The organism is Cellvibrio polysaccharolyticus, assembly GCF_015182315.1.
Classification (GTDB): Bacteria; Pseudomonadota; Gammaproteobacteria; order Pseudomonadales; family Cellvibrionaceae; genus Cellvibrio; species Cellvibrio polysaccharolyticus.
In genome coordinates this window covers 1,350,901-1,364,161 of the sequence record NZ_PRDL01000001.1, presented here as the reverse complement: position 1 = coordinate 1,364,161, position 13,261 = coordinate 1,350,901, and the positions used below count along the sequence as shown (strand labels likewise).

Below are 13,261 nucleotides of genomic sequence, written 5' to 3'. Positions count from 1 at the left end.
AAGGGTTAACCCTGATTGAGCAAACGACGCAGGTCGATGATGGCGGCATTGGCGCGGGAAATATAAGAAGCCATTACCAGCGAGTGATTAGGCAGAAAACCGAAGCCACTGCCATTTAATACCATCGGGCTCCACAACCGCTGCTGGGTACTTTCCAGCTCGCGGATGATTTGCTGCAAGCTGACGCGAGCGCCTTTCTTATCCAGCACATCCTGAAAGTCCACCTCTGCGGCTTTTAACAGGTGGATCAGCGCCCATGCCGAACCCCGCGCCTCAAACAGAACATCATCCAATTCACTCCAGGGGGTTTGGGTGACCGCATCGTCGCTGTCACTACCCAGCGGCTTCTGCCCTACGCTGGCGCTTAATCGCTGCGACAAATCCCCAAGACGGGTCTCCACCGTAGACAGCCAGTAGTTGAGGTTGTCGGCACGGGCAAAAAAGCGGGCGTCACCGGCAGAAAGCCGCTGCAAGTACCGATCAAGGTATTGAATCGCGTCGCGGTATTGCGATTCGCTGGCCGGGAAAATCCAGCTGTCGCTATCGAAGTTGAAGCGCGGCTCAGCCAGAATCAGGTCAACATCCTCTCGGGATTGCGACTGCGAGCGACTGAAGGACTCCCGCATCGCCTTGGAGAGATCGCGCACCTGCACCAGTACGCCATATTCCCAGTTCGGCATATTGTCGAGCCACACACCTGGCGGAGCTATGTCGTTGGACAAATAACCGCCCGGCTTATCGAGCATGGTTTCCGCCACCCGAATCAGCGTAATTGCCGTGGTGCTGCCTGGCGCCGCGACCAGCTGACGCTGATCGAGCACCCGATCGCGATGCTCGCGAACATCAAACAATGACGGCGACGCACTCCACCAGATACCCAGCAAAACCGCTATCAGCAGCCAGGCAAGGAGCACCGCCGCGGCAATTCGCCACGGCCAGCGGGTATGGGAAATATCATCGCGCGTATCGTCGTATTCATCATGCGCGCGGTGCAAACTGTTACTACACCAGCTTTTGAAGTGATTCCAGGACATTTATCGACCCTCTTTTTTTAACAATTCCGACACCCCGTCCGACGAGCGAAGCAATACTTTCGCCGACACCGCCACTGACATATCGCCCTCAAAATGCAATTGCAAATTCACCTTGTCGCCCGCCGTCAAGGCCGGCGATACGCCGTATAACATGACATGCAATCCGCCCGGCGCAAACTCGATAGATTGTCCGGCAGGCACCTGCACGTCGGGCGTCGGGCGCATTTGCATCATGCCATCCACCATCCGGTGATCATGAATTTCAGCGCGCAGCGCCTCAGCCAACGTGACAGAGGTAAGCACCAGATCCTGTGGCGTGTTGTTGCTCAGCGTGAGATAAGCGGCGCTGACAGATTGGCCGGGAATCGGCAGATAAAACCAGGCATCGGATGCGGCCGGAAGAGAGTCATCCGCCGCCGATAAGAAAGAGGAAAATAAGACGGCTACTATCAAGGCTAGCCGGTATTGCAGTTTTGCCAATGTTTTCATGTCCTATCCCTTGGAAACTCGAAGCCGGAAAATTGGCCGGCTCCGATAGCTTAGTAAAACCGAACCGTTATAAGACAGGCACAAACTGGATGCGCGGCTGTTTGGCAATACGAATATCACCCCGCAACAGGAAATCTTCCAGCGAATCACGCATGGTGGAGTAAATCCAACGCCCTTCCGCGTCGTTGCGCGCATGGATGATTACCAGCTCTCCGGTGTCCTGTGCTTTTTTCGCCAACTGCCCCAGCTGTGCAATGATTTCCGGGGATTTACGAGTGAGCCCGCCAACATCGAGCAAATGCTCGCCAGGGCCCGGCTTGTAACTGGCGGTGGGTGTTGCCGGCTGCGCGGCCATCTGGCGGCGGAGATATTGCCGGGTTTCCGCCACGATTTGACTGGATGGGTCAATACCTGCTGCATTGTCCAGATACTCACGCGCCTGGGCGAACTGACCACGCCCGATACTGTTTCTCGCCAGCTCGACATAACGCAACGAAACCGCCTGCAACCCGACTTTGGCCCGGGTGTTCAGCGGGTCCATGATCAGCACCGATTGATAGCGGTCAAAGGCGTTATCCTGCACCGGCGTTAGCAATTGATTGCGGGACAAGGCGTAATCGGCATCGGAGAGCAATCGGGCAATGGTTCTGTCACGCGCTGAAGCCTGCGGCACCGGCGTAGCGGCTTTCGGTGTGGTTCTGGCCTCAACCGGTGCCTGCTGCTGTTGCGGAAAATACTGACACCCCATCGTCAGCATGGCGATTACCGCGACCAACGAACCTGCATATACGCTACGAAAAACCATAGTATTCCTGTCTCAATTGCTTATTTAATTACAGCAAACTGCCCGAAAATTTCATGCCTGGCCTGAAAAATTATCACCGCACCTGCCAACATCTTTGGAAATAATAATACGTTCAATCAATAACCGGTAGCCAATGACTTTTTCGACGGACGGCGGATTACCCCCGGCTTGCGACTTTATTCACACCACAACGAAACTTTCCGGGCATTCTGTGGTTAAAATGGCGACTTCGGGGCACTACCAGCCGGTAACTGCCACCCCATGAATTTCCGGACGTTGTGACGCAAATGACAACTTTCCTGCACACTTTATCCACCCTTTTTAAACTCACCCGTCCGCAGCCACGGCTATTGCTGGCCCTGTTACTCACGCTACCACTATTGCAACCGGCTCTCGCCGATGACTTTCTCGGCCAACCCAAGGCAAGCGGCAACCTGGGCTTTCTGCCTGTTAACGACGAATTTTTACCCGTTACCGAAGCCTTCAGATTACAGCCGGAGCTGAATGGCCAGCAATTGACGCTGCACTGGACCATCGCCCCCCACTATTACCTTTACGAAGAACGCTTTCGGCTGCGCAACGATCAGCAATTGACGCTGACGCCGCAATACCAGCAAGGCATCACCAAGTACGATGAATTCTTCGAAAAGGAGATGACGGTTTTTTACCAGTCGGCCACTGTGGTTATTGATCTGCCGGAACACCGCTCGCCGCTCAACCTGCAAGTCGAATCCCAGGGCTGTGCCGATGCCGGCCTCTGCTACCCGCCACATACCGATTACCTGCAAATCGACCTCTCTGCCGGCACCGTGACGGTAACCGATATAGCGCCTGCAAATGCTCCTGCTGAAACCGCCCCGACAACCACAACAGCAGCGCCTTTGTGGTTGCCGCACGCCCTGCTGCTCGCTCTGCTGGGCGGCATCGTTTTAAATTTAATGCCTTGCGTGTTCCCGGTACTCTCTATCAAGGTGATGAGCCTGACCCAGGCCGACCCGCAACGCCTGGCATCTCACGGCTGGAGCTACACCGCCGGCGTGCTGCTCAGCTTTCTGGCGCTGGCCGGCATCCTGCTGGCAGCGCGCGCTGGTGGCGAAGCCATTGGCTGGGGGTTTCAACTGCAATCACCTCTGCTGGTAACAGCCCTTATCTATCTATTCGTTGTCATGGCACTGGCATTGGCGGGCAATATTCAGATCGGCCAGCGCTGGATGGGCGCTGGTGAGTCACTCACCAGCAAACACGGCCTGCAAGGTTCTTTTTTCACCGGCGTGCTCGCCGCCGTGGTCGCTAGCCCCTGCACGGCGCCTTTTATGGGCGCAGCTCTCGGCTTCGCATTAACCCAACCCACCGTTATTGGTCTCGCCGTTTTTGCAGCACTGGGTTTTGGCATGGCACTGCCTTTACTGTTGCTATGTTATGCCCCGGGCCTGGCCCGTTATTTGCCAAAACCGGGCGGCTGGATGGAAACCTTCAAGGAAGTACTGGCCTTTCCGCTTTACCTTACCGCCATCTGGTTGCTCTGGGTGCTGGGGCGTCAAGCGGGCATGAATGCGGTAGCCGCAGCCTGTGTTGGCGCCCTGCTGATTACTTTTGGTTTCTGGCTGCTCGGCAAAAAGAAGGCTGGTCACAAAAGCATCCTGCTGACGCTGGTAGTTTTGTTATGCTGGGCAGGCTCCGCGCTGCTGCCATGGAAAACCTTGCAGAGCAGCACCAGCAGTTCGCTTTGGCAACCCTGGTCAGAACAAAAGCTGCAAAGCTTGCGCGCCGAAGGCAAACCGGTATTTGTGAATATGACCGCTGACTGGTGCCTCACCTGCCTTGCCAACGAGCGACTGGTGCTATCGACCAGCGAGATTGAGGAAGCATTTACGACACTTGGCATCGTCGGCCTGAAAGGCGATTGGACCAATACCGACCCGGCGATTACCGCCTTTCTACAAACCTACGGACGTAGCGGCGTGCCCTTATATGTGTGGTTTCCGGCAGGTCATCAAGGTGCCGGTATTGTGCTGCCGCAACTGTTGACGCGCGGCCAGACATTATCTACCCTGCAACAAAATGGCACGAAGCCGACAAATTAAGTGATAAGTTAATAAAAATACCATCAAGTTCGTGTTTTTTTGGTAACTTTGCGCTATCTTGCCGGCATCTGGCTGGCAAGATTAGCAAACACCTGCAATCGGGACGCGATCCTGACAGATTTCCGCCCCACCGAACTGACATCTTCTTCAATCGTGCAGCCATTTTCGCCAATTTAAACAAATTTCCACCATATCGTGGACATATATAAGAAATTCCGTCAAACTCGCCCGAATTTTTAGCGCTGGTCAAATATTACAGCGCCGGCTCCCAACCGACCCTCTGTCCAGGTAGCAAGCGACTTTTCTATGGCAAACATTCTGGTAATACACGGCCCCAACCTGAATTTGCTCGGCACCCGCGAGCCAGGTATTTATGGCGCGGATACACTGGAAAGTATCAATAAAACCTTGGCAGATATTGCCCGCCATGCGGGACACAACCTGTACACCTCGCAGAGCAATGCGGAACATGAGCTGATCAACCGCATTCATGACGCTCGCAACGAGAGTATTCATTTTATTCTGATCAATCCGGCTGCTTTTACTCACACCAGCGTCGCACTGCGCGACGCTCTGGCGGCCGTGAGCATTCCCTTTATTGAAGTGCATTTATCCAATGTGCATAAACGGGAAGCCTTTCGTCATCACTCCTATTTTTCAGACATTGCTCAAGGCGTTATTTGCGGCTTTGGCGCGCACAGTTATGAACTGGCGCTACAGGCCGCAATCAAACAACTTGCTCACTAACACCGGATAGAAAGAAGAAAACTGCCCGCGGTTTTCATCCAACATTAACAAGAGAGGATCCTATGGATATTCGCAAGATTAAAAAACTGATTGAGTTACTTGAAGAGTCCAACATCGGCGAGCTGGAAATTAAAGAAGGCGAAGAATCTGTTCGCATCAGCCGCAACAGCCCGCAAACCCAGTTTATTGCAGCGCCTATGCCAGCCTACGCACCGGCAGCAGCCCCGATTGCACCGCAAGCAGCGGTAGCGCCGATTGCAGAAGCCGCAGCACCGGTTACTAACGGCCACCTGGTAAAATCCCCGATGGTAGGCACCTTCTACCGTTCACCAAGCCCGGGCTCACCGGCATTTGCTGAAATAGGCAAGCACGTTAAACAAGGCGATGTTATCTGCATCATCGAAGCGATGAAAATGATGAACCAGATTGAAGCCGACAAATCAGGCGTTATTGAAGCTATCCTGGTTACCGATGGTATGCCGGTTGAATTTGATCAGCCGCTGTTTACTATCGTATAACAACCCTTTAACGGATGAGTCTTCACAGCGGAACATTCCGCTAAAGGTATTGGTTTATGTTCGATAAAATTCTTATCGCCAACCGCGGAGAAATTGCGCTTCGCATTCTTCGCGCGTGTAAAGAACTGGGGATCAAAACCGTCGCCGTGCACTCACAAGTGGACCGCGATCTTAAACACGTTCGTCTGGCTGACGAGTCGGTTTGCATTGGCCCCAACCCTTCCCCGCAAAGCTATTTAAATGTTCCGGCGATCATCAGCGCCATGGAAATCACCGATGCTGTCGCTGTGCACCCCGGCTACGGTTTCCTGGCGGAAAATGCTGATTTTGCCGAGCGCGTGCAAAAAAGCGGTTTTGTATTTATTGGTCCCGATCCCGATGTTATCCGCATGATGGGTGACAAGGTTGAAGCGATCAAGGCCATGAAAAAAGCCGGCGTACCCACCGTGCCAGGCTCTGATGGTCCGCTGCCGATCGACAATCCGGATGAGTGTCTGGTGATTGCTCGCCGCATCGGCTACCCGGTTATTATCAAAGCTGCCGCCGGTGGTGGTGGTCGCGGCATGCGCGTTGTTCACACTGAAGCGGCACTGCTGAATTCCATTCAGATTACCCAGGCCGAAGCCAAAGCGGCTTTTGGTGATGGCACTGTGTACATGGAAAAATTCCTGCAGAACCCGCGTCACGTTGAAGTGCAAATTTTGTCTGACGGCCAGGGCAATGCCATTCACTTGGGTGACCGCGATTGCTCACTGCAACGCCGCCACCAGAAAGTATTGGAAGAAGCTCCGGCACCGGGCATTCCCGATGACGTGCGTGAAGCAACTTATGCCGCTTGCGTTAAAGCCTGTGTGGATATCGGCTACAAAGGCGCCGGCACCTTCGAGTTTCTCTACGAAGATGGCCGCTTCTACTTCATCGAAATGAACACCCGTATTCAGGTTGAGCACCCGGTTTCAGAAATGGTTACCGGTATTGATTTGATTCGCGAGCAAATTCTGGTTTGCGCGGGCGAAAAACTTTCTATCAAGCAATCGGATGTTGTTATTCGCGGCCATGCGTTTGAATGCCGTATTAATGCTGAAGATCCCAAAACCTTTATGCCCTGCCCTGGTCTGGTAAAAAATTACCATGCTCCAGGCGGCCTGGGTATTCGCGTGGATTCTCACCTGTACAGCGGCTATCGCGTTCCGCCCAACTACGATTCCATGATTGGCAAGGTTATCTCCTACGGCCCAACCCGTGAAATTGCTTTGGATCGGATGCGCAACGCACTGGACGAAACCATCGTGGATGGCATTCGCACCAATATTCCACTGCAACAAATGCTGGTTCGCGATCCCGAGTTCCGTAAAGGTGGCGTTAACATCCACTACCTGGAGAAGAAGCTGGCGCTGTAAGCACAGCCATGTTCTTCTGAAAGCGTTCGGTCATTTATCGGCCGAACGCTTTTTTAGTTTCCAGCACACGCATTTTTATTGTCGATTTTTACTTTTGTTATTGCAGAGAAAACTATGCCCTGGCTTCAACTCAACGTCATTACTTCACGGGACCAGGCATCCCGCCTTGAGAACGCTTTGCTGGCCAGCGGTGCCGCGTCTGTCACCCTGCAAGATAATGCAGACCAGCCCATTCTTGAGCCAGCACTGGGTGAAACGCCACTCTGGGACAACGTAAAAATCACCGGGCTTTACGAAGCCGATATTGATACCGCAGCAACCACACTCAAGGCACAAAAAAACTTTGGCAAAACATTGCCGGAACACGCCTGGGAATTGCTGGAAGACAAAGATTGGGAACGCGAGTGGATGAAAAATTACCACGCCATTCGCTGCGGTGAAAAACTGTGGATCTGCCCGAGCTGGCAACAACCGCCCGAACCGGACAAGGTCAACTTGATGCTCGACCCGGGCCTGGCATTCGGCACCGGCACCCACCCGACCACCTTTATGTGTTTGCAATGGATTGACCAACAGGACTTTTCCGGCCTGCGCATTATGGATTACGGCTGCGGCTCCGGCATTCTCGGTATCGCCACCTTGCTGCTCGGCGCAGAGCAGGTTATCGGTGTGGACATTGATCACCAGGCCCTACTGGCAACCCGGGAAAATGCCCGCCGCAACCAGCTCGCCGAAGATGCCATGCCGGTATTTTTACCACCCAAAACCCCGCAAGAACCGGTAGATGTAATGCTGGCCAACATCCTTGCCGGCCCCCTGGCAGAATTGGCGCCTACGCTATCCGGTCTGACCAAAGTCGGCGGTAAATTATGCCTGTCAGGCATTTTGGCCATTCAAGCCAAAACGGTTATGAAAGCCTATGAAAACTGGTTTGATTTTGACCCCATCAACACGCAAGACGAATGGGTTTGTTTGACCGCCACCAAAAATCGCGGCTGAAAAACCAGGTAACCGGGCCTGCACTCTCAGGCCCGCAGCCATTAAAAGCAAACTGCCTGTGATGGCTGGCCCACAAGCAGGCACGCACCACTTAACAGTCTTTACGCACGTCGATTTACCGCTCTCTACCTTGGCGCTACACTTCAACTTTTTAGAATAATCCAACGCGCCTTATCGCATCATCCGGTGAACAAGGAATAGCAACTGCCCATGAGCAACATGGTTACCCGCTGCCCGCAATGCGCAACGTCTTTTCGTGTCACCACTGCTCAGCTGCAATCTGCAAAAGGGGCAGTTCGTTGCGGCGCCTGCCTGCACATCTTCAAAGCCAATAACTATTTAACGATTATTGCCGAAAAGCCGGTTACGCCACCCGTACCCGACCCCCAAGATGAACCGCATATTCCGCGCATCGCCAAACGCGATCCCACCCAATCCCCCGTTCGCCTGCCACTGGAAAGCACCCGGCTCGGGGTTCTGCCACCGGTCGAAGAGATGGCAGAGGAGGAAGATCTGTCGGAAGACGTAGTCGCGGAGAGTTTCCCGGTAACCACAGAAAATCATTTCTCCCCGGAACCGTCAATTCCGGAACAAGAGCCGGAAGACGCTTACGAACAGGAACAGGAACAGGAACAGGAACAGGAACAGGAACAGGAACAGGAACAGGAACAGGAACAGGAACAGGAACAGGAACAGGATTTCCTGATTAGCGATGATATGGAAGCATTTCTCGCCTGGCACGATGAAAAAATGGCAGATAACGCCATCGAACATTTTTCTGCCGTGACGCCCGCCATTCCGGAAAGCACGTCGCTATTTGAGCGCAGCCGCTACAACAAAGATGAGGCGGAAGAAGACCACACATTGACGGATGAATCCTGGGCTGAAGCACTGCTCGATGCCGATGCCGATGCCGATGCCGATGCCGATGCCGATGCCGATGCCGATGCCGATGCCGATGCCGATGCCGATGCCGATGCCGATGCCGATGCCGATGCCGATGCCGATGCCGATCAGCATGATCCGACCCCGGAGATTATTGCCACCACTATTTCAGATGAATACGAACAATCGCTGCTGGAAAGTCCTGCGCAAACTGATGCCACTTCACCAGCACCCTTAACCGCCAACCCGCCAATGTTCCATCTGGTAGAAGACGCGGCAACACCGCATGAACATTCCGAAAGCGGTGCGATACTGGCAGCCAGCACTGATCTCAGCCACCGACTGGCACCGCCACCACGGCCAGGAAATGCAGCCAATGGCGCTGCAGAATCTCACTCCCGGGAAACGTTGTTAATTAACATTCAACCCGAGCCGGTAATGATGGCCGCTAAAAATACGCGGCACTGGTATCGCCAGCCGCGTCAAATCGGCGTGGCACTGTTGTTGATACATCTGTTACTGACACAAGTGGCCTGGTTGCAGTTTGATTCGCTCAGCCGCAAGGAACCCTGGCGACAGCTTTATCAAACCGCTTGCCCCTGGATTGGCTGCCAGGTACCGGTACTGGAAGACAAAAGCAAAATCGCCGTGCGCAACCTGGTGGTGCGCAAACATCCCGACACCGACAACGCGCTGATGATCGACGTGATTCTGGTCAATGGTGCCGCCTTTGACCAACCCTTCCCGGATCTGGATGTGGTTTTCAGCAACATCAATGACGAGCCACTCGCCAACCGTCGCTTTGTACCCCGGGATTATTTGCAGGGTGAACTTGCAACGCTGCAAAATATGCCACGCAACCAACCGGTTCGCATCACCCTGGAGCTGGTTGACCCGGGCGAAGCCGCGGTTAATTACAAAATTGAACCTCGATAATCACGATAACCGATTTGCCTTTAATAGCGAGGCAATTGGCGCGGTTATCCGAACCGGGCCTATAACGATAACGATCAGAAAAATCAACCGCCCAGCCCGAATTTATTGTTCAAAAAAACAACAAATTGGCTTGTTTTCACATTCCAATGCCCTGCACAAAGGGGTATCATGGCGACCCTTTCGGAAAGGCCCCTGTACACGGGGTTGACGTTATAAATCGACTTTATACGCCATGCCGGTGCCAATTTATATCAGGCTTCGTCGCTATTTTTTCCGATAAAAAACAGGATTGAAAAGTCAGTCCCAACCGCGTGGAGCGCGTCGTGTTTCAAATTGGTAACTATCATTTTGATGATCCGGTAATTCTGGCACCTATGGCCGGCGTTACCGACAGACCCTTCCGCAAATTGTGTAAAGAGTTGGGGGCTGCGCTGGTGGTCTCAGAAATGGTCACTGCCGACGCCTCTTTATGGTCGAGCCGCAAAAGCCGTTTACGTCTGGATCACGAGGGTGAAGCAGCGCCCATCGCAGTACAAATTGCCGGTGGCGACGCCGACATGCTGGCAGAGGCAGCGCGTTTGAATGTTGATAACGGTGCGCAGATTATCGACATCAACATGGGTTGCCCGGCAAAAAAGGTTTGCAAAAAAGCGGCCGGTTCTGCCTTGTTGCAGGACGAAGCGCTGGTAGCATCCATTTTACAAAGCGTTGTCAATGCCGTGGATGTTCCGGTCACGCTGAAATTTCGCACTGGCTGGAGCCCGGAAAATCGTAACGCGCTGCGCATTGCACGCATTGCCGAAGATGCCGGTATTCAGGCGTTGGCTTTACATGGTCGTACCCGCGCTTGCGCCTTTAAAGGGGCAGCCGAATACGACACCATTGCCCAGGTCGTGCAGGCCGTTTCCATCCCGGTATTTTGCAATGGCGATATTGATTCGCCGGAAAAAGCAAAACAGGTTTTGCAACACACCGGCGCCAGCGCCGTCATGATTGGACGCGCCGCACAGGGGCGCCCATGGATTTTCCGGGAAGTGAATCACTACTTGAAAACCGGTGAGAAACTTCCCGAACCATCCCTGACTGAAATCAGGGATATTCTTTGTAACCATCTGCGCGAGTTGTATTGTTTTTATGGGGATGTCATGGGGCCACGGATCGCTCGCAAACACGTGAGCTGGTATCTGCAGACACTTTCTGACAACGAGCAATTTCGCAAACAGTTCAATCACCTTGAACATGCAGAAGAACAACATGCCAGCGTTCAAACTTATTTTGAACAGCTGATTACGAAAGAGGATATTGCAGCATGAACACAGCAACTTTACTGACTACCGAAGCCCCGGCCGTGCAGGAACCTTCCGGCTTTACCCGTGCAGCACAAGCGCAATCATTGCGTGGCTGTGTAGAACAAGCCATGGAAAACTACTTCCAGAATCTCGACGGCCAGGAAGTCAGCGATGTGTACGACATGGTTATGGCAGAAGTTGAAGCCCCCATGTTGGAAATTGTGCTGAAATATACCCGCCACAACCAGACACGTGCCGCGCAAGTGCTGGGCCTTAACCGCGGCACGCTGCGCAAAAAATTGAAGCAATACGGTCTGCTTTAAGTAATTTCATGACGTGCTGTGTTCACTCCGGCACATCTCCCCAAAGGGGTGGTTAAATTCCACCCCTTTTGCTTTTTCAGTTTTCGTTCTTTTATTAAGGGAAACTTTTGACTATGTCCAGCAACCCCGATCTCGCCCCTGTCAAACGCGCGTTAATCAGCGTATCCGACAAAACCGGTATTGTTGAATTTGCCCAGGCGCTTTCTGCACAGGGTGTAGAAATTCTCTCCACGGGTGGTACTTACAAGCTGCTGAAAGACCATCAAATTCCGGCAATTGAAGTATCGGATTACACCGGCTTTCCGGAAATGATGGACGGTCGTGTCAAAACGCTGCACCCGAAAGTACACGGCGGTATTCTTGCCCGTCGCGGCCAGGATGACGCGGTTGCTGCCGAACACGGTATTAACACCATTGATATGGTTGTTGTTAATCTTTATCCGTTTGAAAAAACCGTGGCCAACCCGAATTGCTCGCTGGCTGATGCGGTGGAAAATATCGATATCGGCGGCCCCACCATGGTGCGCGCCGCGGCGAAAAACCACGCTTTTGTCAATATCGTGGTAAACGCTTCTGACTACGCCAGCATTCTGGAAGAGCTGCAAGCCAACAACGGCAACACCACCTACAAAACCCGTTTTGACCTGGCCATTAAAGCCTACGAACACACTGCCGCCTATGATGGCGCGATTGCCAATTATTTTGGCCTTCTGGTTGAGGGCGGCAGCGAAACTTTTCCTCGCACCTTCAACACCCAATTTATCAAAGCCCAGGAAATGCGTTACGGCGAAAACCCGCATCAAAAAGCCGCCTTTTATCTGGAGAAAAATCCGCAGGAAGTCGGCATTGCTACCGCAAAACAATTGCAGGGCAAAGAGCTTTCCTACAACAACGTTGCTGATACCGACGCTGCACTGGAAACTGTTAAATCCTTTGACGAACCGGCCTGTGTGATCGTTAAACATGCCAACCCTTGCGGTGTAGGTGTTGCAGCCAATATTCTCGATGCTTACGAATTGGCTTACGCAACTGACACCGAATCTGCCTTTGGTGGCATCATCGCATTCAACCGCGAGCTGGATGCAAAAACCGCCGAAGCCATTATTTCCCGTCAATTTGTTGAAGTGATTATTGCACCGTCTATTTCTGCAGAAGCCCTGGAAGTTACCAAGGCCAAACAAAATGTGCGCGTGCTGGCCTGTGGCGATTGGGGCACTGAGCGTATTGGCGGACTGGATTACAAACGCGTAAACGGTGGCCTGCTGGTGCAGGATCGCGACAACGGTATTGTTACCGCCAGCGATTTGAAAGTGGTGAGCAAACGCGCACCGACTGAAGCAGAAATCCGCGATTTGCTGTTCGCCTGGAAAGTCGCAAAATTTGTTAAATCCAATGCGATTATTTATGCAAAAGACAGCCGCACCATCGGTGTCGGCGCTGGCCAAATGAGCCGCGTAAACTCTGCGCGTATTGCTGCGATTAAAGCAGAACATGCTGGCCTTGAAGTTAAAGGTTCAGTGATGGCTTCCGATGCTTTCTTCCCGTTCCGCGATGGCATTGATAACGCTGCGAAAGTGGGTATTGCTGCCGTTATTCAACCGGGCGGTTCCATGCGCGATGAAGAAGTTATCGCCGCAGCCGACGAGCACGGTATGGCGATGGTATTTACCGGCATGCGTCACTTCCGCCATTAATGGATTTACCAATAAGCGAGCTGACATCTCAAGCTCGCTTTTTTTGACCTCCACAGGA

General features: G+C 53.0%; 12 protein-coding genes. 9 read left to right on the top strand and 3 right to left on the bottom strand.

The features are described from left to right. Positions 1–5: 5 nt before the first annotated feature. The 3 genes from C4F51_RS05740 to C4F51_RS05730 all read right to left on the bottom strand — a co-directional run bounded on the left by C4F51_RS05740 (position 6) and on the right by C4F51_RS05730 (position 2,328). Complete coding sequence (locus C4F51_RS05740) at positions 6–1,034, bottom strand: DUF2333 family protein (RefSeq protein ID WP_193907998.1); 1,029 nt, start codon at positions 1,032–1,034, stop codon at positions 6–8. Next, positions 1,035–1,523 (bottom strand): copper chaperone PCu(A)C, encoded by a 489-nt coding sequence (locus C4F51_RS05735; protein ID WP_193907996.1) that lies wholly within the window; start codon positions 1,521–1,523, stop codon positions 1,035–1,037. It abuts the gene before it with no gap. A 67-nt stretch (positions 1,524–1,590) separates the two neighbouring features. Then, complete coding sequence (locus C4F51_RS05730) at positions 1,591–2,328, bottom strand: hypothetical protein (protein ID WP_193907994.1); 738 nt, start codon at positions 2,326–2,328, stop codon at positions 1,591–1,593. A 287-nt stretch (positions 2,329–2,615) separates the two neighbouring features. Between C4F51_RS05730 and C4F51_RS05725 the strand changes: the two genes are divergently transcribed. From C4F51_RS05725 to purH, 9 genes are all read left to right on the top strand, one after another. Further along, positions 2,616–4,412 (top strand): protein-disulfide reductase DsbD family protein, encoded by a 1,797-nt coding sequence (locus C4F51_RS05725; RefSeq protein WP_193907993.1) that lies wholly within the window; start codon positions 2,616–2,618, stop codon positions 4,410–4,412. 306 nt (positions 4,413–4,718) lie between these two features. Then, complete coding sequence (gene aroQ, locus C4F51_RS05720; RefSeq protein WP_193907992.1) at positions 4,719–5,159, top strand: type II 3-dehydroquinate dehydratase; 441 nt, start codon at positions 4,719–4,721, stop codon at positions 5,157–5,159. A 62-nt stretch (positions 5,160–5,221) separates the two neighbouring features. After that, complete coding sequence (gene accB / locus C4F51_RS05715; RefSeq protein ID WP_193907991.1) at positions 5,222–5,677, top strand: acetyl-CoA carboxylase biotin carboxyl carrier protein; 456 nt, start codon at positions 5,222–5,224, stop codon at positions 5,675–5,677. Between the two features lie 56 nt (positions 5,678–5,733). Next, a complete protein-coding gene (gene accC, locus C4F51_RS05710; RefSeq protein ID WP_193907990.1) occupies positions 5,734–7,077 on the top strand; it encodes an acetyl-CoA carboxylase biotin carboxylase subunit in 1,344 nt (447 codons plus the stop codon). A 114-nt stretch (positions 7,078–7,191) separates the two neighbouring features. Beyond that, positions 7,192–8,076 (top strand): 50S ribosomal protein L11 methyltransferase, encoded by an 885-nt coding sequence (gene prmA, locus C4F51_RS05705; RefSeq protein ID WP_193907989.1) that lies wholly within the window; start codon positions 7,192–7,194, stop codon positions 8,074–8,076. 210 nt (positions 8,077–8,286) lie between these two features. After that, entirely contained in the window at positions 8,287–9,897 is a 1,611-nt protein-coding gene (locus C4F51_RS18010) for a DUF3426 domain-containing protein (protein WP_202987758.1), read from the top strand. 323 nt (positions 9,898–10,220) lie between these two features. Continuing rightward, positions 10,221–11,210, top strand: coding sequence for a tRNA dihydrouridine synthase DusB (gene dusB / locus C4F51_RS05695; protein WP_193907988.1), 990 nt, complete (start codon positions 10,221–10,223; stop codon positions 11,208–11,210). Further along, entirely contained in the window at positions 11,207–11,509 is a 303-nt protein-coding gene (gene fis / locus C4F51_RS05690; protein WP_193907987.1) for a DNA-binding transcriptional regulator Fis, read from the top strand. Before dusB ends, fis begins: the two co-directional genes overlap by 4 nt. A 113-nt stretch (positions 11,510–11,622) precedes the next feature. After that, positions 11,623–13,203 carry a bifunctional phosphoribosylaminoimidazolecarboxamide formyltransferase/IMP cyclohydrolase gene (gene purH / locus C4F51_RS05685; protein ID WP_193907985.1) on the top strand — a complete coding sequence of 527 codons (1,581 nt, stop codon included), beginning with the start codon at positions 11,623–11,625 and terminating at the stop codon, positions 13,201–13,203. Positions 13,204–13,261 lie beyond the last annotated feature (58 nt).